Raw genomic sequence first — 21,146 nt, forward strand, 5'->3', positions numbered from 1 at the left:
AAGGTGTTGTAGCGATCCAGATCCGCAAAAGAAAAGGCGCGCATTTGTATTTTGGTTATCGGCATACGCACGCGCGTGTCTAATAAATGCCAGACTTCCCCAGCCTCATAAGAATTGACGCCATTTCCGATCAGCATAGCTGCTTTGGGTTGATCCAAAGCTCTAAAATTGTTACTTCCCAGATCAATTCCCTTTGCACTGTAGCCTGTATTTACAGCGTACAAAGGCACTTCAAAAGCAACTTCAGCCTCTTTAATGATGGTATAGACCTCAGCAGCGGAGAGTTTTTGTTTAGAAACTGGAATCATCACCGTTCCATAGTCAAAGGACTGCTCCCCAGCATGGGTCACTATGCTAAAGGGCTTAAAAGCAGCATTTACCACTATGCCCTTGGACTGCAAATGATACAAAGCAGCTGGGGCGTTGTAATCGTTCCAATCCCATTAAATATGCGTAACCACTTTGCGGTACATTCTTCACATTAGTAATGCCATCTGTACTGGTTACTGGAGTACCCCCCGGATTGCGCGTTTTGCCCTCTGTAAGGAACATTGTAAAAATTAGCAACACTCCAAGCAGAGGCATCATAGAATACCGAATCACGATAGCTTTTATAAGTTCAAAGAAAGACTGCACCATACGACGTTGCGGCTGAGCCAAAGGCACTGAATACTGGTCACCGCTTTTGTAGACCTCAATTTCATGCAACAGCAATTTGTCAATAAAGGCCTTCATGCGGTTGCCGTCAGTTCCTTTATTAAAGGTGTAAGCAGCATAACCGGTAGGCGCTTTTTCATTAACTGCGGATTTAAAGAAGTCTTGTTGGTATTTTCTGAGTGTACCTTTATTCCCACGCAGCCTGTACCGTTGCCATACTGGAAGTGTATTGGTTTCTGATGGTAAACGGAAAGGTGATCTCTCCAAAAGCAGTTTCTTGGACATGGCCGCGGGAACTCGCCTGTTCAAATAAAAGCGCCAAAGCCCTTGCAAGTCTGGATAGGAAGATCCATAACCCGGATAGGTTCCATCAAAGGATTCCTTGGTATAATAGAAAGACCCAATACCGTTCAAGGCGTCTTCATAATAGGTAGCGAAAAGATTATTTAAGTCTTCATAGTTCTCTTTAGGCATTATGGGATCTAAGGATCCGATGGGTTTCATCGGCTCAAAGAAATAGGTAGAATTGGTTCCCATTTCGTGAAAATCAGTCACCACATTCGGATACCATTGGTGATACCACTTGAGCTTCCCCCGACTTTCTGGGTTGATTCCCAACAACCAATCTCTGTTGAGATCAAACCAGTAATGGTTGGTACGCCCTCTTGGCCAAGCTTCCCAGTGCTCTGCATCCATAGGATCAGACACCAAAGGATTTGCCTTGTATTGATTGGCCCATTGGGTGTGTCTGTCACGCCCGTCAGGATTGATGGTAGGATCGATCATAATGATCCCGTTCTCTAAATAATTGAGTACCTCTGGATTGTTAGAAGCTACCAAAGTATAGGCGGTGAGCAAAGCAGCTTCACCTCCAGAAGGTTCGTTTCCATGTACGTTATATCCTAACTGGATAAAGATGGGCAGACTCTCGTAGGCGCTCGGAGATTGTTTAGGATCCACATACTTTAAATGTTCCGCTTTTATAGTTTCAAGATTTTGCAAGTTTGCAGGAGTTGAAATAGTCAACATCACCAACTTGCGTCCCTCATGAGTTTTTCCATAAGTTTCTATGGTTGCACGGTCAGACACTTGTGCAAGCATTTTAAAATAAGCCACCATCATATCGTGGCGCGTATGTTGGGATCCGATAGGGTACTCCAAATAGGCCTCTGGAGAAGGAATGTCAGGATTAAAAGGACCTTGATCCTTCAAGAAATAATCTTGTGCCTGCGCGGCCGGAATCAGCATTAAAAAAGAAAGGATGGTAAGGAAAAGAAACTTTCGCATGAGTAAAGTGATTGGTTGAAGCATAAAATTACGGAAATATTAGCCCATAAAAAACACCGCCCCTAAGGCCCCCCTTGGCAAAGGGTAACTTAGAGGCGATGAACTTCCAACCAAAAAAATAAAAACTACTTCCTTACCTTACTTAAGAAAGCAATGCTTTGTGCAACCAAGGCGACAACAGGCTTTGAACTGTGCAGAATACAGGACTAATTAAACAATATGGCCTGCTGACTGCCGTTGGTTTGCTATAGTGAAACTCTTGACGAGTTGTAGTGTTTAAAAGAACTTGATTCGAAAGTAGCACAGTGAGACTAGCCAAAAAACAAGCATCGAGTTAAATGGTCATTTGCATGAGTTAAATGGTCTTTTGCCTGAGTAAAGCAAATTCACGTTTTTGATATCCCCTTGGTTTTGGTATATTTAGCAACATTTTTACGCTATGAAACTTTACCGACTTATCTTTTTCTTCGCTTTGGCGTTGGCTGTGACCGCCTGTAGCGATGACAACTACTCGCCTAGCGACGACACGACCACAGACGATACTTCCACCACTGATGACACTACGGACCCAACCGATGACACCACTGGCGGAGGAGATACTACTACAGATCCGGATCCAGTAGATTTTACAGACAAGCTTTCTGAATTGCCTGTATTTGATGGCAACTTAAGTGATCTTACTCCTCGTGATGGGGTTTATCTTTACGAATTAAACTCTGGTCTTTTTACAGATTACGCGGCCAAGCAGCGTTTGATCCGCCTGCCAAACGGCCAGTCCATGGAGTATGCAGGAGACGATCAGTTGCCTGATTTCCCAGACAATACTTTAATTGCCAAGACCTTTTATTACAATATAGATGATCGTGATCCATCTTTAGGAAAGCAGATCATTGAAACTCGTATCTTATTGAAGCTTGCTGGCGAATGGCAAGCTGCAGATTACCTTTGGAATGACGAGCAAACAGAAGCCTTCTACGATGAAGATGGCGGCGAAGTTCCCATCAGCTACATCGATAGCAATGGAGTTACTCGTAATGTAGATTATATCATTCCTTCGCGTTCTGAATGTATAGTATGTCACTTCAACAATGCGGTTACAACGCCAATTGGACCCAAACTTCGCAGCTTGAACTTCAACCCGAACAACGAGTATGTGAACATCAACCAACTGCAGTACTTTATCAATGAAGGTATTTTGACCTTTGCTCCAGATCCAGCTTCTTTGGGGCTATTGCCAGACTGGGAGGACGACACTGCTTACACTTTGGAAGAGCGCGCTAGAGCCTATATGGATATCAACTGTGCGCACTGTCACAATCCTAACGGTGTAGTAGGAACCTTCGACATGGATTTCCGCTATGAGACTGCCTTTGACGATTCAGGTATTTACGCCAACCGCGGCGAGATTGAAGCCAGAACACTGTCTACCTTAGTAAACTATCGCATGCCTCAGTTAGGCCGAACCGTGGTACATGAGGAAGCAGTGACTATGTTGGTTGAATATTTGGAGTCTCTAGATTAAGGGCAACATTAAGAAATTTTAAACCGCCTTTCGAGGCGGTTTTTTTATATCCATTTTTTGTACCTTCCTTAAGATTTCATCAACCAACGCTATGAAAAAGATCCAATTAGCAGGATTGCTTTTCTTTTTGCTGATGCTGCCTGGACTGCACAGCTGCTCTAACGAGACCGATCCTACAGACGACACCGAACAAACCACAGACGATACTGTAGATCCAACCGATGATACCACAGCTGGTGGCGGCGATGGGGATTTGCAGTTTACAGGCACACGCGTGAGTGTAACCTTTGACCTCTGTGAGCTTCCGTTTTGTTCCATCAGTCAACTGGTATTCTTGGATGAAAATATCGGTTATGCCGTTACCGGAGTCTATGTCTATAAATCCATAGACGGCGGAGAAACCTGGGAATATTTGATCAATCAAGACATCACAGGCAAACTCATTGCCTTGTCAGAAAATTTGTTGTTCCTCAACACCTACGATGGTATTCTAAAAACGACCAACGGCGGCGACTCTTGGAACAATATTGAGCGCCCTTTGGAATTCCTCTGCGACGGAGCTGGAATAAATACGGGATATATTCAGTTTGTAGATGAGGTAAACGGATTTGTCCAGGACCGCTGCGAGTTTCTGGAACTTTACAGTACCGTTAATGCAGGCGACAATTGGAATCTGATTCTCACCACCAGCCTGCCTATAGAAGAATATTACTTTGAAGACCGATTGAACGGCCTTGTCAGAACAGAAGATGAACTTTTAGTGACCAGTGACGGAGGTGGCAATTGGAGCAGTTTAGAAAGTATGCCATCCTTGTTCAATTACGTGATAGCTCGTGATGGCTTTTTTGAGTTCCCAGATGGTTCTGCAAACATAGAAATGCCTTTGGAGCTTTCTGCCAGTGCGGTACCTTTTACTTTTGATGTCAATGCCTTAGGAGATATCTCTGCGGTGTTTTTTGATGAAGAAGCAGGGTCTGAACGTTGGCAGCTCTACCTCTATGTTCAAGAAACGGCAAGTTGGATCCTTGTGGATAGTTTGGAGCCGCTATCCGATCCTTTATCTAGTTATATCACCATTCATATGACCGATGCCAAAACGATGTTTATCGGGATCTCTCGTTCTGGAGAGATTCTAAAATATTTTGTTGAATAAGTAGGCATGCATCAAAATTTACAATCAGAACTCAGACCTTATCTAAATCAAGGTGAAGGATTGATCTGGACAGGCAAGCCCAAACAAGGGATCGTTTTAAGGCCTGCGGATGCATTTATGATCCCCTTTACCGTGCTCTGGTGTAGCTTTGCAATTTTATGGGTGATCATGGCCAGTGAGGCCGGTGCCTTTGCGCTGTTTGGAATTCCTTTTGTTTTAGTTGGATTGTTTTTAGTCTTCGGACGTTTTTTTGTCGATGCACGAGTACGAGCGAAAACCGTTTACGGCATCACTCAAGACCGCATTTTGATAAAATCAGGAGTATTTAGCACTACTCTGAACTCCGTCAGCATAAAGAACATTAGCCATTTAGAATATCAAGAAAAATCGGACCGCAGCGGAAGTATTCTTCTCGGGCCAAGATCTCCACACCAACGATGGAGTGCAGGTATGTCTTGGTGGCCAGGCATGAAAACAGCTCCGCAGCTCGAACTCATTAACGACGTGCGTAGCGTTTACAACAAGATCACAGAACTTCAGCGAAGCGACCTGTCGGTCAACTTCTAAGCTTTTAAAGTTAATTAGTGTTAAGAAATCTCAGGCGGATTAAACGCTCGGGAATTTGTGTAGTCATAAGGGCAAACAAAACATTAAAACTTTAGAAATCATGAAGAATATTTTAATCCTTATGCTCGCCCTTACCACCACAGCAGCATTTGCACAACGTGGACATCGAGGTCAAAATCCACAACACGGCCCTCAGGCAGAAATGCTCAAAGACCTTAGCGCAGAACAACTGGCGCAATTAGAAACTAAAAAACTCACGCTAGCATTGGATTTGGATGCTGATCAACAAGTAGCAATGTTGGAAGTGCAAACCAAAATAGCTCAGGACAAAAAAGCGATGATGGAAGCGGTCAAAGCGCGTAAAGAAGCTGATGAGATCAAAAAACTCACTACGGAAGAACGCTTTGACAAAATGGACGCGGCCTTAGACAAAAAGATCGCCATTAAAGCCGAGATCAAGTCGATCTTAAGTGCGGATCAATATGAGAAATGGGAGAAAATGCAACACCAAAGAAAACGCGGCCGCAAAGGCAGACATGCCAAGAGAAAGTAAATTTTAACAGTTGATTTGTAGTTGAAAAAGCCAAAAAAACGGATGAAAAACGTGTTTTTGGCTTTATTCTTGTAAACCCTTTCTTGTAAGTAAATATTTAGTACATTAGTACACTCAGGACGGCCTAGACGGCACTAATGCCCCCAAAGGTTCCTGCTTGAACTAAACAAAAAATTTAAGAAATGAAACGTATTTTCAAATTAGCGCTTTTGACCTTGGTACTTGGATTGTTTTCCCAAACCATGAATGGACAAACGCTTACTGCAAGTGGAGATAAGCCAGATGAGATGGCTAAGGCGGAATTGGCTCAATTGGACAAAGACCTGAACCTAAGCGATGAGCAAGAACGCACATTGTTCCGCGCTATTGTAAAACGTGAAGTAGAATACAGAAAGAGTGTTAAAGGGAAAGACCCTAACAACCCTAACGTTGCTCATGTTGCTCGTAAATTGGAGGAGAACTTCAACAACAGCATGAAAGAGACGCTTACCGACAAGCAATACAAAAAATGGTTACGCAAGCAGTAATCATTTAAACGATAAGAAAAAAGCGCTTCTTTACGAAGCGCTTTTTTTTATGTCAATTCCTTAAGGGCGTTGTTTGAAGCTGCAATGGTCTTGTCAATATCCTCATAAGACAAGGCGTCATTGAGGAACCAAGATTCAAAGGCAGAGGGCGGCAAGTAAATTCCTTGACGCAACATGCTGTGAAAGTACTTCTTGAAGTTTTCATTATTCCCAAGCGCTGCAGTATCAAAATCAGTTACGGGCGTTGCACTAAAGTGTACAGAGATCATAGACCCCAATCTGTTAATGGAATAGTCCAAACCACTCGCAGCCAAACCTTCTTCTAAACCGCGGTGCAAATAAGCAGTCTTTTCATTCAAACTTGTGAATACTTCTGGTTGTTTGTGAAGTGTAGTCAACATGCTCAATCCAGCAGCCATGGCAAGCGGGTTACCACTCAAAGTCCCAGCTTGATAAACCGGCCCTTCTGGAGCCAAATGACTCATAATATGCGCTGGTCCAGCAAAGGCACCTACCGGCAAACCTCCTCCGATCACCTTTCCGAAGGTCACCAGATCTGCACGAATGTCCATAAGTTCCTGCACGCCGCCAGCAGCCAATCTAAAGCCAGTCATCACCTCATCAAAGATCAAAAGAATCTCGTGTTGATCACATAAAGCCCTCAAACCTGCTAAAAATCCATCCGCGGGAGGAATACAACCCATATTCCCAGCTACAGGCTCCAGAATGATCGCGGCGATCTCTCCTGGGTTGGATGCAATGATCTCTTTGACTTGCTCTAGGTCGTTGTATCTAGCCAACAGAGTATCCTTTGCAGTCCCCTGAGTGACTCCAGGACTGTTAGGGTTACCGAATGTAACAGCACCACTACCCGCCTGAATCAAAAACGAATCACTATGTCCGTGATAACAACCGGCAAACTTGATGATCTTCTCGCGCCCGGTAAATCCTCTTGCCAAACGAATGGCACTCATACAGGCTTCTGTTCCACTGTTTACAAATCGGATCTTATCAATCCCCGGAACCATCTCCACAGCTAACTTGGCAATTTCAGTTTCCAAGGCTGTAGGCATTCCATAGGATGTTCCCTTTTCAGCCCTTTCTTTGATCGCGTCAATCACGGGAGCATAGGCATGCCCCAAGATCATCGGCCCCCATGAACTGATATAATCAATAAGGGTATTGCCGTCTTCATCAAAGAGGTAGGCTCCCTCGGCGCGTTCCACAAAGATCGGATCGCCTCCAACGGCTTTAAAGGCTCTTACCGGAGAGTTCACACCTCCTGGAATATATTGCGCGGCCTCAGCAAATAAGGCACTGCTGCGTTTATAAATCATAGCTAATTAGTTTTCAGAACCTACGTCCAAGGTTTGACCAATTGAGATGGTGTTAGAAGTAAGTCCATTTTTTGCCTTTAGCGCATCAACGCTGAGGTTGTGCCTGCGAGCAATACTATATAAAGTGTCTCCTTGTTTTACTACATAAGTGGTTCGGGCCGCAGTTGTGGTAGAAGAACCTCTCCCACTAATAGCTCCACCCGCTAAAACTTCCTCATCCAATTTGTAAAGCTGATAGCGTTCAATAATGCTGATGAGTTTGTTGGGGTACTTTGGATCTGTTGCGTAACCTGCACGTTTTAAACCTCGGGCCCAGCCTTTGTAATCATCAATAGCCAGATCAAACAAACCGCTATAGCGTCTGCGCTCCGTTAAAAAGAGCGAATGATCTCTAAAGGAATACTTGGCATCTATATATTTTCTAAAACATTCTTGTAATTCATCGTCGTCATGATAGACGCGCTCTCCTGTCCACTGGGTATGACATTTTATACCGAAATGATTGTTGGCTCGCTGGGTGAGATCACTCCTACCTGCTCCAGATTCTAAAATCCCTTGGGCCATAGTAATACTTGCTGGAATCTTGTAGAGTTCCATTTCTTGTTGGGCCACCTGACTAAAGGTTTCAATATACCAAGCAACCGCTTCTGCATAGGTCAAATCCTTTGGTGTGGCCTGAGTGGTATCTGGCTGATCTTGTTGCGCAGTTGAACTTCCTGAAGCAGTCGAGGTGGTTTGCCCAGAAGTATCTGGTTTTGTGGAGGTTGTTTGCGTTGTGCGTGGTTTGGTTCTTCTCTGAGTCGTTTTCTTTTTTGACCCACAAGAACTCAACAGTAAACCAAAAGTAAAAAGTAGGGCAAATATGCGGATAACCATAGCTTAGATTTCGAGCGGCGGAAGACCTTTTTGGGCAATTTTTTGTCGCATTCCTGCTATGCCTTGAAGACCTCCGGTATGCACCGCTAAAATACGAGATTTTTCAGGAAATCTGTTCGCTTTTAACAGCTCAAAAAGTCCAAAAAGCATTTTCCCAGTATAGATCGGATCCAAGGAAATTCCGTGCGCTTGTTTAAATTGATTTATAAACGCGATCAGCGGGGCAGTTATTTTACCATAACCCCCAAAGGCGTAATCTGTATTTAGCTTCCAATTGCTCGTAGTGGTCCATTGAGCAACCTCATCAACCATAAAATCGCCTTTAAGAGAAGAGAATCCAATCAACTTTTGATGCTCCAGTGCTGCATGGCTCATTCCCGCTAAGGTTCCTCCTGTTCCCACAGAAACGCAGAGATAATCATAGTCAATGGTATGCTCCCCGAGTATCTCGCCACAACCTTTAAGAGCTAATGTGTTGGTTCCTCCTTCTGGAATGAAGTATGCCTTTGGATAACGCCCTCGCAATTCGTTAAGATATTCCTTTTGATTTCTGAGACGATACTCCTCACGAGAAACAAAAATCAACTCCATGCCCAAATCCGCAGCCTTTCGCAAGGTGGGGTTCTCTTCCCACTTGTTTTGCAGTTCGTCTCCGCGGATGATCCCTATGGACCTCATACCATACTCCCCTGCTGCCACAGCAAGAGCAGCAATGTGATTGCTGTAGGCCCCGCCAAAACTCAACAGGGCTTCGCTGCCTAGCTCTTGGGCTTTATGAAGGTTATAATACAACTTCCGGTACTTATTGCCCTGCACGTCTCCGCCCAGCAGATCCTCCCTCAAAAGGTCTAATTGAGCGCCGTTTGGGGCGGTAATCAGGGGTGTTATTTGTGCTTTTAAGGGTTTCATCTGGTTTATCGAACGAAAATACACCATTCGTCGACAACAAACAGCTATCTATCTAAAATCATCCTACAAAGCCTTGTTGGCGAGGTACTTTCGCCTCAGAACAATTACAAAAAAACCCAAATCACAAAAACACCTATTACCATGAAAACTTTAAAAAATACAGTTACTGTTCTTCTTTTAGCCGCAAGCTTTGCAGCGGTTGGACAAGTTGGAATTAACACCACAACTCCGGACGCTGGATCTATTTTAGATATCAACAGTTCAGATAAGGGAGTGTTTATTCCACGAGTAGATATTGCAGACCTAAGCACTATAGATCCGATTACTGATGTTGGATCATCTGCTTCTGAATTAGCCGACGCAGAAAGCCTTTTGGTTTACAACACCAACACCACTACTGGAAAAGGATATTACTATTGGGACGGAGACGAATGGGTAGCCATGCGTCGCGACAACGAAGAATTGCCTAAAGCACAGAGTGTATCATTAGCTACTAATGAGATCCTTGCTGGAAGCAGTTACACTTTAGTTCCTGGAATGAAATTGACTTTTACTGCTGAGAAATCAGAAGTGATGCTTAATCTGACCATGTCTGGATTGGCTTATACCAACTCTTTGTCTTACGGATCTTTTAGAGTCTATGATACCACTACCAACACTGTACTTGGTGGAACTACAACAAACTCGCAATCTATTCACGAGTCAGGTGGTTCAACATACACCATCACTACTTGGAGTGGAGCCTTCTCAAAACTATTAACGGGATTGACTGTAGGTCAAACCTACGAACTAGAATTGCAAGTTAGAACCACCAACCTTTACGGAACAGACGGTATTGCAATCTTCCCAGGTTATTACCCAGATACGAATCACGCAACGCTTTCAATCCAGTACTAGTCATGAAATATTTACTACTACTCCCAGTGTTCTTGTGCTCAATGACAAGCTTTGCACAACAAAAAGACTCGACAGCTGTAGCTCAGTTTAAAGCCTACAGCATAGAAACGACAACAAAGACTACAGACACAGTAAAGACGTCTTTAGTTGGAAGACCAGAACTCACTGCTTATGCAATAAACACCAGTGAGACCAAGGCAAAGGCTAGCGATACGCTTGGACTAGCCGCTCCAGAACTCAAACCTTTTGGAAAGATCGACAACGATCGCTAAGCGTAAACCGCAACTGATTTAGCTTAAACTTATTGCGCATTTGGAATGGCAAGCCGTCCTTTCAATCCGCGGCGAACCGACCCCCCTCCGATGCGCTTTTTATAAATACCGAATAAAAGACCACAGACGAAAGGTCTGCAGATAATCAAGATCGGTCTCGTTGGCGTAAGCCTCGCGTTCCATCGACAGATTGCTGTAGGCCTTTTTTCTATTTCCGTATTTTAACCAGCGTAGCCCGAATTCGATTCCATACCATAAATAGAAGGGAATGATTAAAAGCTGTAATTGTTGTCTTAAATGAATGCGTTCGTGATTGATCAGAACAGGATCTTTACGCAAGCGCGAATCCCTTACCAAAATAAATGGCCAAAGGGTCATCCCGTAAGTACCTCTAGGAAGCAGGTATCTATTTACCACTACGATCATGGGCTCAAGGTAAGAAAATAGTATTTTTGTATTATGAGCACATTTGGAAAAAGAATCCCTTTGGAACCCGGTGATTATTACCTCACCCCAGAGGGTTACAAATGCTTTACAGAACAATACCACCTCAAGCGAGGTTATTGTTGTGAGAGTGGCTGCAGACATTGTCCTTACGGCTACGATAAAAAGACCAACACCCAATCCAAACCGAATTCATGAGTTTCAAAGAAGCTATACAACAAGGGATTCCCTCCCAACTTCCTCCTCCAAAACCCTATGACGCTAATGTCAATCACGCGCCTAAGCGCAAAGCGATCCTAAACGATTACGAGAAGGAACTGGCCCTTCGCAATGCCCTGCGCTATTTTGATCCCGAACATCACGCTACCTTGTTACCAGAGTTCAGAGAAGAACTAGAAACCTACGGTAGAATTTATATGTACCGCCTGCGTCCTGATTATAAAATGTACGCCAGACCGGTTGATGAGTATCCTGGAAATTCATTGCAGGGACGTTCCATTATGCTGATGATCCAAAACAATTTGGACCCGGCAGTAGCGCAACACCCACATGAACTCATTACCTATGGAGGTAATGGTGGCGTTTTCCAAAATTGGGCGCAATACCTGCTTACCATGCAGTATCTGTCTCAAATGACCGATGATCAGACTTTGGTGATGTACTCCGGACATCCATTGGGGCTGTTTCCGTCTCATGAGAATGCTCCACGCGTGGTAGTCACAAACGGAATGATGATCCCGAACTATTCTAAACCCGATGATTGGGAGCGCTTCAACGCTTTAGGAGTTACCCAATACGGGCAAATGACAGCGGGTAGCTATATGTACATTGGACCACAAGGAATTGTTCACGGAACAACCATTACCGTGCTCAATGGATTTAGAAAAATTGGAAAGGCTCCTAAAGGCGGTCTTTTTGTGACCTCTGGTTTAGGAGGCATGAGTGGTGCGCAACCCAAGGCCGGAAATATTGCCGGATGTGTCACCGTTTGTGCAGAAGTAAATGCTAAGGCTACCCATACGCGTCACAGCCAAGGCTGGGTTGATGAAGTTATTGATGACCTTACTGTGTTGAGTGATCGCGTCAAAAAGGCGTTGGCAGCAGAAGAGACTGTTTCTATCGCTTATGCCGGAAACATAGTAGATGTTTGGGAGCGATTTGATCAAGAAGGAATTCATGTAGATCTGGGCAGTGACCAGACTTCCTTGCACAATCCGTGGGCAGGAGGCTATTATCCTGTCGGCCTAAGCTTTGAAGAAGCAAACACCATGATGGCCAATGATCCTGCGGAATTTAAGAATCACGTACAAGCCAGTCTTAAACGTCATGCGGCGGCAATTAATAAACACACCGCAAAAGGAACCTATTTCTTTGACTATGGTAATGCCTTCTTGTTGGAGGCTTCAAGAGCTGGTGCCGATATTTTAGACACAGAAGATCCAGCTCGCGAGTTCATTTATCCGAGTTATGTTCAAGACATTATGGGACCTATGTGTTTTGACTACGGATTTGGTCCATTCCGATGGGTTTGTGCCAGCGGCGACCCTGCTGATCTTGCAAAAACCGATGCACTTGCGCTAGGTGTTTTGGAGCGATTAATGCAAGAAGCGCCAGAAGAGATCAAACAGCAAATGGCAGACAATATTCAATGGATCAAAGGCGCACAAGAGAACAAACTTGTAGTCGGCTCCCAAGCGAGAATCCTCTACGCAGATTCCCAAGGACGTATTGCAATTGCTGAGGCATTTAACGAAGCGATTGAAAAAGGAGTACTCGGACCGGTGATCCTTGGCCGTGATCATCACGATGTTTCCGGAACTGATTCTCCCTACAGAGAGACCTCCAATATATATGATGGCAGCCGCTTTACTGCAGATATGGCCATTCACAATGTGATTGGAGATAGCTTTAGAGGCGCCACCTGGGTAAGCATCCACAACGGTGGTGGTGTTGGCTGGGGAGAGGTGATTAACGGCGGATTTGGTATGGTTCTTGATGGTTCTAAGGAAGCGCAAACCCGATTGCGACAGATGCTGTTTTGGGATGTAAATAACGGTATTGCAAGACGAGGTTGGGCGCGAAACGAAGAAGCTTTATTCGCTATAAAAGCAGAAATGGCACGAGAGCCTAAATTGCGAGTAACGCTTCCGAATCAAGTCGACGATTCATTATTTTAAACCATAATGCTATGCAAATGAAAAAGTTTTTACCCTTGGCCCTTTTGGTAGTGCTCGTGATGAGTTCATGCACCTCGGTACGAGTAGTGTCAGATTATGACACCACTGCTAGTTTCAACACCTATCAATCCTTTGCCTTCTTTAAACCTGGAGTAGACAAAGCTCAGATCTCTGATCTTGATAAAAAACGAATCTTACGTGCCATTGATACTGAATTGACCGCTAAAGGCATGATCAAAAGCGACAACCCAGACTTACTCATCAGCATTTTTACCAAAGAACGCGAACGCGTTGATGTCTACAACAATAACTTCGGCTGGGGCTGGGGTTGGAACCCATGGTGGGGTGGTGGCTTTAGAGGAAGCACCGTATCCTCAAGAACTGAAGGCACTTTATACATAGACCTTATAGACACCACAACCAATGAATTGGTTTGGCAAGGTATGGGTACTGCTAATATCTCGCATTTAAGCGTTGATAAAAAGATCGCCCGCATTCAAGAGATTGTAGGTAAGATCTTGGAAGAGTATCCTCCGCAGGCCGGACAATAGTCTAAGGAAAATAAGGCTGTGCATGCCCTTGGGCTACCAGCCATTCATTGACATTTACACCGTCTACAATAATGGTTGCTAAATAGCGACCGTATTTCCCTTGTTTGTCTTTGTAGCTGTGGATCTCAACATCTTTACCTAAAATCATCTCTCTGACAATATCTCTGACGCGTAAACCGTCTTCTCGTTCAGCTCCGCGAAGCTCTGGCGTATCTATACCGTAAAGCCTTAATTTCATTTCTTGATAATGGAGGAATCCGAGGTCAACTACGGCTGTTACGGTATCTCCGTCATAAACATCTTTAATGTGCGCTCTATAATTGTACATGGTGTTTAATTTTTGTTGAAAATTACATGATTTTCACCCGAAAAACCCCTTTAAAACTCGAGGTTTTTTCCCCTAATTACCAGTTAGTTAAGCCGATTTATCACAGTTAAGAATACTTCGAATTGCCCACTGTAAAAGGGATACGACAGTTCCTCCCAAATAATCGAGAAAACAAACAGGTTTTTACCTTTTTTTTCAGGAAACGGCTTGCAATATATTCGAGTAGAAATTTTTAACTAACTCGAATAATTATGAGAAAAATTACACCCCTTTTAATCGCACTTTTACTTAGTGCAGCTGGTATTGCCCAAGACAGTTTCTTTGTGCATACAGCCACCGCTCCAACAATTTCATCAGATCTAACTTGGATAGACCATCCCGATTTGAATGACAATCCAGATGCCGACATCGTGATCTCACACAGCTGGAATCCACCTGGATCTGCTGGTGTTTACAACACCAACAACTCTGGTTTATTCTATAGCCCAGGTCAAGGACAGTGGGGCATTTACAATGAAAATGGTTCTGCCATGATTGAAGGTTCTTCATACAACGTTTACATCGGTAATGGAACTGATGTTTACGTTCATATAGCGGATATAGCTAATCAAGGAAGTATTGATTCCTACACGGTGCTAAACCACCCAGACATTAACAACAATCCAGATGCCATCATCACTTTGACTACTTACTACAACCCAAGTTCTTTGCGTAACGATAAAACTTATGGATTGTGGTATGATGACGGAGATAATCGTTGGAACATTTATGCCGAGGATCTAGATGCTATTCCTCTCGATTCTGCCTTTTTCATCAGCATTGAAGGAACCACAACAACCTCTGCCAAGCACGTTGCTACCGCGGGTAACATCTCTGGAAACTACACGGTAATAAGTCATCCTCTTTTAGATGGTGACCCGGAAGCCCGTTTTGTATTTACACACAATTGGGGTGCAAGCGGAGATGCAACAAACGTAATAGTAGACGAGGTGATGGGAGCTTGGTACACCGGTTCCAACTGGGCCATCTATACGGAGGACCTTAGTGACTTCCCAGTAAACGCGCAGTTCAACCTTAAGATATACGATGCGGTACTAAGCGTTGATGATACCGTTGTAGAAGGTTTGACTTACGCACCAAACCCAACTCAAGATATAGTAAGCTTTTCTGCTAGCACACCGATTGAGCAAGTAGAGATCTTCAATGTTCTTGGACAGAAGGTAATGACCTTAGAGGGTACCAACAACAGCTTACAAGCAGATCTTTCCGGGTTGAATGTTGGACAATACTTTGCCAAGGTACAATCTGGAGTATCTATTCAAACGGTAAAATTGATCCGTAACTAGTAGTTGAGCAATTGCTGAATCTTTTCCTTGACCTTTTCAGTAGAAGGAATCATAGTTTGTTCCAAGGTGCTGTTCAGCGGAATTGCCGGCATATTCTCACTACCAATAACCATTACTGGGCCATCCAGGGAGGCGAAACATTCTTCCTGGATTCGGCCTGCTAATGCTCTAGCGAAGGTGTTCTCCGATGGTTCCTCCGTCACAACCAGACACTTTCCACACTTTTTTACAGAACCAAATACGGTTTCATAATCCAAGGGATGCAGGGTTCTCAAATCAACGATCTCAATGCGATCCTTCATTCCTAACTGCTCCGCAGCATTCATAGCCCAATGGACACCCATACCATAAGTGATAATGCTCAGGGTTTCTTCTTGCTCCTGCTTCCAGATCTCATTCAATACCCAAGCTTTTCCGAAAGGCAAAACATAATCTTCTGCAGGCTCAATTGAAGTAGCTCCTTTAGTGCCCGGCACCTTGCTCCAATACAAACCTTTGTGCTCAAAGATCACCACAGGATTCGGATCGTGATAGGCCGCTTTGAGCAAACCTTTAAGATCAGCTCCATTACTCGGATAAGCGATCTTCAATCCACGGATATTGGTCACCACACTTTCTACAGAAGAACTGTGATAAGGTCCACCGCTACCGTAAGCACCAATGGGTACACGCAAGATCATAGAAACGGGCCACTTTCCATTACTCAAATAACAACTGCGACTCACTTCTGTAAACAGCTGATTGAGTCCTGGCCAGATATAATCAGCAAACTGAACCTCAACTATAGGTTTTAACCCAACTGCACTCATCCCAACGGTAGAACCTACAATAAAAGCTTCTTGGATCGGTGTGTTGAACACGCGATTATCTCCAAACTTTTGGGCCAGCGTTGCTGCTTCTCTAAACACACCTCCTAATCGGGCTCCCACGTCCTGACCGTAGAGCAGACACTCTTTATTTTCCGCCATGAGTTCTTCAATGGCAAAAAGGGCACAGTCTACCATTACAACCTGTTCAGCTCCCTCTGGGCTGCGGTCACCTTGCTCCTGAGTAACTGGAGTTGGTGCAAAATCATGCGTAAAAAGATCTTCCGGTTTCGGATCTTCTGCAGCCTTAGCCTTAACAAAATCGGCAGCTACTTTTTCTTTGACTTCGGATTCAATAGCGCTGATCTGCTTCGCAGAAAAACCATTTTCACTGAGTAATTTAATTATCTTAGGATAGGGATCACGACTGCGCGCCTCGTCCAGATCATCCCGATACCACTCCATACGAACCCCAGAAGTGTGGTGATTCAAAAGCGGCACCTTAGCATGAACCAAAAACGGTCTGCGCTCTTTGCGAATGATAGCAATGATCTCTTCCAATTGCGAATAACTTTCTGCAAAGTCAGTTCCATCAAGAGTCACAGCGTCCAAACCGTGGAATCCAGCAGCGTACTCATAGGCGTTTTGTGCACGCGTTTCAGCAGCGTTGGCACTAATGTCCCAGCCGTTGTCCTGCACCAAGTACAGGATGGGCAACTGCTTTAAGGCCGCCATTTGAAAAGCTTCAGCGATCTCTCCTTCGGTCACAGATGCATCTCCTAAGGAGCAAATCACAACAGGCGGTGCAACAGACTCATCCTGCAGGCCTACACTTTCTTTGTACCAAAAGCCCATCGCTACTCCTGTTGCAGGGATAGCTTGCATTCCTGTGGCAGAACTTTGATGTGGGATCTTAGGTTTGTCCTCATCCCGCAAACTCGGGTGGGAATAATAGGTTCTTCCGCCAGAAAACGGATCCTCTTTTTTAGCCAAGACCTGAAGCATCAATTCATAGGGCTGCATTCCTATGGCGAGCAACATCGAATCGTCCCGGTAATACGGGAACATATAGTCTTGGGGTTGCATCTGCAAGCCAACTGCGGTCTGAATTACCTCATGCCCGCGTGAAGTTGCATGTACATATTTAGAGACCTCTTTGAAGTTTTCCTCATAGAGTTCGGTCATAGCCTTGGCCGTGGCCACATTGGCAAATGCCTTTTGTAAAAGTTCTTTATTCATAGCTGAGGAAACTATACGGTAAGCATCCAGTTGTGAGGGTCTTCTATTCGTCCCGTTTTAATTCCATTCAAGGTCGCATTGATCTGTTCTGCCACAGGGCTAGAGTCGCCCACAGGAATCACCTGATCTCCCCAACCAATAGCCTCGATATAAGCAATACCAACAGCTGTTCCAGTACCAAAGGCTTCATCTAAGCGACCTTCAACGGCCGCTTTTGCCAATTCTTTGATACTGATTCGTCTTTGCTCCACATTGTATCCAGCGTCGGTCAATAAGGTCATTACAGAACGTCTGGTGATACCATCAAGTACGGCACCGTCCAAGGTTGGAGTTACAAAATGCCCATCGATCTTAAAAAAGATATTCATGGTTCCAACCTCCTGAATGTATTCGTGATTTTCTGCATCTAACCATAAAACTTGGTCATAGCCTTTGGCCTTCGCTAATTCTGTCGGGCGAATGGCAGCTGCGTAGTTCCCTGCAGCCTTGGCTTCTCCTGTTCCACCTTGAGCAGCTCGGATATACTGATTCTCCGCATACAAACGGATACGCTTACTGAAGAACGGACCTGCAGGTGATGCGATAATGATAAATTTATAGGAAGTTGCCGCACGCATCCCAATAAAGGGCTCATCAGCATACATAAATGGACGCAAGTATAGAGCACTGCCTTCTTGAGGAGGAATCCAATTGCGTTCTAAGGCTACCAATTGCTTTAGACCTTCAACAAAAAGTTCTTCGGGAAAATCAGGCATCCCCATACGCGCCGCACTAAAGTTTAGGCGAGCAGCATTCTCATAAGCTCTGAAAAGCATAGGATTCCCAGAGGCATCCACAGTAGCTTTCATGCCTTCAAAAATAGCTTGTCCATAGTGCAAGGCCATCGCCGCAGGATGTGTTGGGATAAGCTCCAAAGGACGAATCTGAGGATCTTGCCATTGCCCATCTTCATATTGACAGATGAACATATGGTCTGTAAAAGTGCGCCCTAGTGGGATATTGTCAAAATCAATAGCAGTGGCTCTTGATTGAGCTACCCTTTGAATTTTTATATTTTGCATAGTTGTTTCCATGGTCTTAAATCGTTTTGTCGGAATCAAACTGTTCCATATAATCGGCTATCCTTCTCAAGAAAGATCCTGCCAAGAAACCATCTACAATACGATGGTCAAAAGAAAGGGAGAGATACATCATTTGTCGGATCTCGATCTGATCTCCCTCAGGATACTCAATCACCTCAGCGCGCTTTTTAATGATTCCCGTTGCGAGAATCGCGGCCTCGGGCTGATTGATGATCGGCGTGCCCATAAGACTTCCAAAAGTCCCAACGTTACTAATGGTAAAGGTGCTGCCTTGAGTATCGTCTGCTTTTAGGTTGCCTTCACGCGCTGAGAGGGCTAAACGGTTGGTCTCCGCAGCCAATTCCGCCAAACTTAATTGATCAGCATTCTTGACCACAGGAACGATCAAATTGCCGCTTGGCAAAGCAGTAGCCATACCAATATTGATATGATCTTTGATGATGATGTCTTCGCCATCTAAAGAACTATTGATATTTGGGAAATCTTGAATGGCTTTTGCGATGGCTTGAATGAACAAAGGCGTAAAGGTCAACTTCTGCCCGTGCTTATCCATAAAAGCCGCTTTATTGGCTTTGCGCCAGGTACTCATTGCCGTAAGATCGGCCTCAACATAAGCGGTTACGTGAGGCGAAGTATGCTTGGAGAACACCATATGATCTGCGATCATTTGGCGCATACGATCCATAGGAACCCGTTCTCCCGTGCCTTTGTCAAATTTCAGATCGGGTACCTTAAAGCCTGAGTCACTTGCAGGTTGTACAAATTGATACGGGCGTCCGTCTGCGATATACTGCATAACATCACTCTTTCGCAAGCGGCCTTCATTCCCCGTAGCTGGGATTCTAGCCAGTTCTTCAAAGCTGATATGATGCTCACGGGCAATGGCCTCAATGAGCGGGCTCACAAAGATATTTTCATTTACCGTGTAGCCCGTGGCCGGCTTTTTCTTGGGTTTTGATGTTTTGGGTGCTGCGGATGCTGGAGCGGCAGTTTTTGGCGCTTCCGCTTTGACCACAACTTCATCACTGAGTTCTAATTCTGCCAAAGGAGCGCCTACAGCCACGACTTCTTTAGCTACAGCCAAATGCTTGATTAGCGTTCCAGCAGCAGGAGCTGGAACTTCATTATCTACCTTGTCAGTAGCCACTTCACACAGGATATCTCCTTCTGCAAAGGACTCGCCTTCACTCACCAACCAGTTGAGCAAGGTGCCTTCAGTAATGGATTCTCCCATTCTCGGTAAAGTCAAGGTGTGTTTCTTCATGAATTATTGCGTTTAAAACTCGCTAGTGTTTTGTAAAAATCTTCTTGTACGGGTCTGTTTTCAGGAATCTCTGTCAAGGGCTCTACTTCTCTGAGGGATTCGTGACAGTCTGCCGGTAACTGTTGATAGAGCTTAGTCCCAGCAGTCTTCCAAGCCATCATCTCATCACTGACCTGTTTGATCACCTTCGCCGGATTTCCAACCACTAAACTGCGCTTCGGAATTACTGTCTCTGCCTTGACAAAACTCATAGCTCCTACTATGGATTCGTCTCCAATGACGGCATCGTCCATGATCACTGTGTTCATCCCGACAAGGCAATTACGACCCAAATTTGCTCCGTGAATTACCGCTCCGTGACCTACATGAGCTCCAGCTGCCAGAGTAATACTCTTGCCCGGAAACATATGTACCGTGCAGTTCTCCTGAACATTGACGCCATCCTCTAAAATGATCTCACCCCAATCCCCGCGAATAGCAGCTCCTGGCCCTATATAACAGTCTTTACCAATGATCACATTGCCGGTGACTGCCGCCAAAGGATGCACAAAACTGCTCGGGTGCACTACTGGGATATGTCCTTTAAAGGAATAGATCACTACTTAAATCGTTTCAAAGTTTCTTTGGTGAATTCACTCAAAACTAAGCGTCCACTAATGGCGGCACGTTGGGCTAATAGTTCATCCCAATGCTCGGTACCTTGCCAGAACATCTGCTTCATTTCACGCATGGCCTCTGGATTGTATCCGCAGAGCTGCTTGGCAAAACCATTGACGGCCTCGTCCAACTCTTCTGTGGAATCATAAACCTGAGTGAATAATCCTTTTTGTCTGGCCCATTCTGCGGGATAAAAAGTATTGGCATCAATAGCGATCTGCGACATGCCGCTTAAGCCCAATTTGCGCTCTACCGCTGGTCCAACCACAAAGGGCCCAATCCCAACATTGAGTTCGCTGAGTTTGATAGCCGCAAATTTGGTGGCCATACAGTAATCGGTTGCAGAAGCCAAACCAACTCCGCCTCCAACGGTTTTCCCTTGAACACGTCCAAGAATGAACTTAGGGCATTTGCGCATGGCATTGATCACATTGGCAAATCCAGAAAAGAACACTTGCCCGGTTTGGGCGTCATTTATTGCGATGAGTTCTTTAAAACTGGCGCCTGCACAAAAAGTGCGATCTCCTCCACTTTTTAAAATGATCACCTTAACGGCCTCATTTTCTCCAGCAGCCGTAATAGCATCGGCAAGTTGCGCCAAAATATCTCCTGGTAAGCTGTTGTGTGCGGGATGGAAGAATTCAATGGTTTCTATCCCGTCTTCTATATTCGTTTTAACGTAGGGTGCCGTCATA

22 protein-coding genes and 1 pseudogene are annotated in these 21,146 nt (G+C 44.7%); 11 read left to right on the forward strand and 12 right to left on the reverse strand.

Annotation, left to right across the window (positions count from 1 at the left end; all coding sequences use genetic code 11):
* Both ACSLP7_RS13940 and ACSLP7_RS13945 read right to left on the reverse strand, forming a co-directional pair.
* Positions 1-410 (reverse strand): annotated as a pseudogene (locus ACSLP7_RS13940) (zinc carboxypeptidase); the annotation flags it as partial.
* On the reverse strand, positions 364-1,944 hold the full coding sequence (locus ACSLP7_RS13945) for a M14 family zinc carboxypeptidase (RefSeq protein ID WP_435579880.1): 1,581 nt from the start codon (positions 1,942-1,944) through the stop codon (positions 364-366). The pseudogene ACSLP7_RS13940 and the gene ACSLP7_RS13945, both read right to left, overlap by 47 nt.
* 439 nt (positions 1,945-2,383) lie before the next feature.
* Here ACSLP7_RS13945 and ACSLP7_RS13950 point away from each other — a divergent pair, with 439 nt between their 5' ends.
* From ACSLP7_RS13950 to ACSLP7_RS13970, 5 genes are all read left to right on the forward strand, one after another.
* Positions 2,384-3,466, forward strand: coding sequence for a hypothetical protein (locus tag ACSLP7_RS13950; RefSeq protein WP_435579881.1), 1,083 nt, complete (start codon positions 2,384-2,386; stop codon positions 3,464-3,466).
* A 91-nt stretch (positions 3,467-3,557) separates the two neighbouring features.
* Entirely contained in the window at positions 3,558-4,619 is a 1,062-nt protein-coding gene (locus ACSLP7_RS13955) for a WD40/YVTN/BNR-like repeat-containing protein (protein ID WP_435579882.1), read from the forward strand.
* Between the two features lie 6 nt (positions 4,620-4,625).
* On the forward strand, positions 4,626-5,186 hold the full coding sequence (locus tag ACSLP7_RS13960; protein WP_435579883.1) for a hypothetical protein: 561 nt from the start codon (positions 4,626-4,628) through the stop codon (positions 5,184-5,186).
* 100 nt (positions 5,187-5,286) lie between these two features.
* The gene (locus ACSLP7_RS13965) at positions 5,287-5,739 is read left to right on the forward strand and encodes a hypothetical protein (protein ID WP_435579885.1); all 453 of its coding nucleotides are present in this window, start codon (positions 5,287-5,289) and stop codon (positions 5,737-5,739) included.
* A 182-nt stretch (positions 5,740-5,921) separates the two neighbouring features.
* Positions 5,922-6,266, forward strand: coding sequence for a hypothetical protein (locus ACSLP7_RS13970; RefSeq protein ID WP_435579886.1), 345 nt, complete (start codon positions 5,922-5,924; stop codon positions 6,264-6,266).
* A gap of 47 nt (positions 6,267-6,313) precedes the next feature.
* On the opposite strand, the gene hemL is transcribed toward ACSLP7_RS13970, so the two are convergent.
* Genes hemL through ACSLP7_RS13985 form a run of 3 tightly spaced genes read right to left on the reverse strand, consistent with a single transcriptional unit; the run spans position 6,314 to position 9,388 of the window.
* Positions 6,314-7,603: a glutamate-1-semialdehyde 2,1-aminomutase gene (gene hemL / locus ACSLP7_RS13975; protein WP_435579887.1), complete on the reverse strand. Its 1,290-nt coding sequence runs from the start codon at positions 7,601-7,603 to the stop codon at positions 6,314-6,316.
* A 6-nt stretch (positions 7,604-7,609) separates the two neighbouring features.
* Positions 7,610-8,479, reverse strand: coding sequence for a glucosaminidase domain-containing protein (locus tag ACSLP7_RS13980; protein ID WP_435579888.1), 870 nt, complete (start codon positions 8,477-8,479; stop codon positions 7,610-7,612).
* Positions 8,480-8,482: 3 nt separating this feature from the next.
* Positions 8,483-9,388: a 1-aminocyclopropane-1-carboxylate deaminase/D-cysteine desulfhydrase gene (locus ACSLP7_RS13985; protein WP_435579889.1), complete on the reverse strand. Its 906-nt coding sequence runs from the start codon at positions 9,386-9,388 to the stop codon at positions 8,483-8,485.
* A gap of 141 nt (positions 9,389-9,529) precedes the next feature.
* Here ACSLP7_RS13985 and ACSLP7_RS13990 point away from each other — a divergent pair, with 141 nt between their 5' ends.
* Both ACSLP7_RS13990 and ACSLP7_RS13995 read left to right on the forward strand, forming a co-directional pair.
* A complete protein-coding gene (locus tag ACSLP7_RS13990; protein WP_435579890.1) occupies positions 9,530-10,285 on the forward strand; it encodes a hypothetical protein in 756 nt (251 codons plus the stop codon).
* A gap of 2 nt (positions 10,286-10,287) precedes the next feature.
* The gene (locus ACSLP7_RS13995) at positions 10,288-10,557 is read left to right on the forward strand and encodes a hypothetical protein (RefSeq protein ID WP_435579891.1); all 270 of its coding nucleotides are present in this window, start codon (positions 10,288-10,290) and stop codon (positions 10,555-10,557) included.
* 99 nt (positions 10,558-10,656) lie between these two features.
* Here the strand turns inward: ACSLP7_RS13995 and ACSLP7_RS14000 are convergent, their stop codons facing one another.
* Positions 10,657-10,983 (reverse strand): hypothetical protein, encoded by a 327-nt coding sequence (locus tag ACSLP7_RS14000; RefSeq protein WP_291183032.1) that lies wholly within the window; start codon positions 10,981-10,983, stop codon positions 10,657-10,659.
* Positions 10,984-11,016: 33 nt separating this feature from the next.
* On the opposite strand from ACSLP7_RS14000, the gene ACSLP7_RS14005 reads away from it, so the two are divergent.
* The 3 genes from ACSLP7_RS14005 to ACSLP7_RS14015 are packed head-to-tail and all read left to right on the forward strand — an operon-like array spanning position 11,017 to position 13,729.
* Entirely contained in the window at positions 11,017-11,199 is a 183-nt protein-coding gene (locus tag ACSLP7_RS14005) for a DUF5522 domain-containing protein (protein WP_272831669.1), read from the forward strand.
* Entirely contained in the window at positions 11,196-13,178 is a 1,983-nt protein-coding gene (locus ACSLP7_RS14010; protein WP_435579892.1) for a urocanate hydratase, read from the forward strand. The genes ACSLP7_RS14005 and ACSLP7_RS14010 overlap by 4 nt, the downstream gene beginning before the upstream one ends.
* Positions 13,179-13,189: 11 nt before the next feature.
* Positions 13,190-13,729 (forward strand): DUF4136 domain-containing protein, encoded by a 540-nt coding sequence (locus tag ACSLP7_RS14015; protein WP_435579893.1) that lies wholly within the window; start codon positions 13,190-13,192, stop codon positions 13,727-13,729.
* A gap of 1 nt (position 13,730) precedes the next feature.
* Here the strand turns inward: ACSLP7_RS14015 and ACSLP7_RS14020 are convergent, their stop codons facing one another.
* A complete protein-coding gene (locus ACSLP7_RS14020; protein WP_272831666.1) occupies positions 13,731-14,057 on the reverse strand; it encodes a thermonuclease family protein in 327 nt (108 codons plus the stop codon).
* 251 nt (positions 14,058-14,308) lie between these two features.
* Here ACSLP7_RS14020 and ACSLP7_RS14025 point away from each other — a divergent pair, with 251 nt between their 5' ends.
* Complete coding sequence (locus tag ACSLP7_RS14025) at positions 14,309-15,403, forward strand: DUF7452 domain-containing protein (RefSeq protein WP_435579894.1); 1,095 nt, start codon at positions 14,309-14,311, stop codon at positions 15,401-15,403.
* On the opposite strand, the gene ACSLP7_RS14030 is transcribed toward ACSLP7_RS14025, so the two are convergent.
* Genes ACSLP7_RS14030 through ACSLP7_RS14050 form a run of 5 tightly spaced genes read right to left on the reverse strand, consistent with a single transcriptional unit; the run spans position 15,400 to position 21,145 of the window.
* A complete protein-coding gene (locus ACSLP7_RS14030) occupies positions 15,400-17,448 on the reverse strand; it encodes an alpha-ketoacid dehydrogenase subunit alpha/beta (RefSeq protein ID WP_435579895.1) in 2,049 nt (682 codons plus the stop codon). The genes ACSLP7_RS14025 and ACSLP7_RS14030 overlap by 4 nt on opposite strands.
* Before the next feature lie 11 nt (positions 17,449-17,459).
* Entirely contained in the window at positions 17,460-18,509 is a 1,050-nt protein-coding gene (locus ACSLP7_RS14035; protein WP_435579896.1) for a branched-chain amino acid aminotransferase, read from the reverse strand.
* A gap of 16 nt (positions 18,510-18,525) precedes the next feature.
* On the reverse strand, positions 18,526-19,794 hold the full coding sequence (locus ACSLP7_RS14040; protein ID WP_435579897.1) for a dihydrolipoamide acetyltransferase family protein: 1,269 nt from the start codon (positions 19,792-19,794) through the stop codon (positions 18,526-18,528).
* Entirely contained in the window at positions 19,791-20,393 is a 603-nt protein-coding gene (locus tag ACSLP7_RS14045) for a transferase hexapeptide repeat family protein (protein ID WP_435579898.1), read from the reverse strand. The genes ACSLP7_RS14040 and ACSLP7_RS14045 overlap by 4 nt, the downstream gene beginning before the upstream one ends.
* Complete coding sequence (locus ACSLP7_RS14050; RefSeq protein WP_435579899.1) at positions 20,393-21,145, reverse strand: enoyl-CoA hydratase/isomerase family protein; 753 nt, start codon at positions 21,143-21,145, stop codon at positions 20,393-20,395. The genes ACSLP7_RS14045 and ACSLP7_RS14050 overlap by 1 nt, the downstream gene beginning before the upstream one ends.
* Between the last annotated feature and the right edge of the window lies 1 nt (position 21,146).

The organism is Gilvibacter sp. (genome assembly GCF_965601605.1).
Classification (GTDB): Bacteria; Bacteroidota; Bacteroidia; order Flavobacteriales; family Flavobacteriaceae; genus Gilvibacter.

Excerpts from the sequence above, each read along its gene's own strand:
- ACSLP7_RS13965 (WP_435579885.1), top strand. The coding sequence starts at position 5,287 with ATGAAGAATATTTTAATCCTTATGCTCGCCCTTACCACCACAGCAGCA.
- ACSLP7_RS13960 (WP_435579883.1), top strand. The coding sequence starts at position 4,626 with ATGCATCAAAATTTACAATCAGAACTCAGACCTTATCTAAATCAAGGT.
- hemL (WP_435579887.1), bottom strand. The coding sequence starts at position 7,603 with ATGATTTATAAACGCAGCAGTGCCTTATTTGCTGAGGCCGCGCAATAT.
- ACSLP7_RS13990 (WP_435579890.1), top strand. The coding sequence starts at position 9,530 with ATGAAAACTTTAAAAAATACAGTTACTGTTCTTCTTTTAGCCGCAAGC.
- ACSLP7_RS14040 (WP_435579897.1), bottom strand. The coding sequence starts at position 19,794 with ATGAAGAAACACACCTTGACTTTACCGAGAATGGGAGAATCCATTACT.
- ACSLP7_RS13955 (WP_435579882.1), top strand. The coding sequence starts at position 3,558 with ATGAAAAAGATCCAATTAGCAGGATTGCTTTTCTTTTTGCTGATGCTG.
- ACSLP7_RS13995 (WP_435579891.1), top strand. The coding sequence starts at position 10,288 with ATGAAATATTTACTACTACTCCCAGTGTTCTTGTGCTCAATGACAAGC.
- ACSLP7_RS13980 (WP_435579888.1), bottom strand. The coding sequence starts at position 8,479 with ATGGTTATCCGCATATTTGCCCTACTTTTTACTTTTGGTTTACTGTTG.
- ACSLP7_RS14015 (WP_435579893.1), top strand. The coding sequence starts at position 13,190 with ATGCAAATGAAAAAGTTTTTACCCTTGGCCCTTTTGGTAGTGCTCGTG.
- ACSLP7_RS13950 (WP_435579881.1), top strand. The coding sequence starts at position 2,384 with ATGAAACTTTACCGACTTATCTTTTTCTTCGCTTTGGCGTTGGCTGTG.
- ACSLP7_RS14030 (WP_435579895.1), bottom strand. The coding sequence starts at position 17,448 with ATGAATAAAGAACTTTTACAAAAGGCATTTGCCAATGTGGCCACGGCC.
- ACSLP7_RS14050 (WP_435579899.1), bottom strand. The coding sequence starts at position 21,145 with ATGACGGCACCCTACGTTAAAACGAATATAGAAGACGGGATAGAAACC.
- ACSLP7_RS13970 (WP_435579886.1), top strand. The coding sequence starts at position 5,922 with ATGAAACGTATTTTCAAATTAGCGCTTTTGACCTTGGTACTTGGATTG.
- ACSLP7_RS13985 (WP_435579889.1), bottom strand. The coding sequence starts at position 9,388 with ATGAAACCCTTAAAAGCACAAATAACACCCCTGATTACCGCCCCAAAC.
- ACSLP7_RS14005 (WP_272831669.1), top strand. The coding sequence starts at position 11,017 with ATGAGCACATTTGGAAAAAGAATCCCTTTGGAACCCGGTGATTATTAC.
- ACSLP7_RS14010 (WP_435579892.1), top strand. The coding sequence starts at position 11,196 with ATGAGTTTCAAAGAAGCTATACAACAAGGGATTCCCTCCCAACTTCCT.
- ACSLP7_RS14025 (WP_435579894.1), top strand. The coding sequence starts at position 14,309 with ATGAGAAAAATTACACCCCTTTTAATCGCACTTTTACTTAGTGCAGCT.
- ACSLP7_RS14020 (WP_272831666.1), bottom strand. The coding sequence starts at position 14,057 with ATGTACAATTATAGAGCGCACATTAAAGATGTTTATGACGGAGATACC.
- ACSLP7_RS13945 (WP_435579880.1), bottom strand. The coding sequence starts at position 1,944 with ATGCGAAAGTTTCTTTTCCTTACCATCCTTTCTTTTTTAATGCTGATT.
- ACSLP7_RS14035 (WP_435579896.1), bottom strand. The coding sequence starts at position 18,509 with ATGCAAAATATAAAAATTCAAAGGGTAGCTCAATCAAGAGCCACTGCT.
- ACSLP7_RS14000 (WP_291183032.1), bottom strand. The coding sequence starts at position 10,983 with ATGATCGTAGTGGTAAATAGATACCTGCTTCCTAGAGGTACTTACGGG.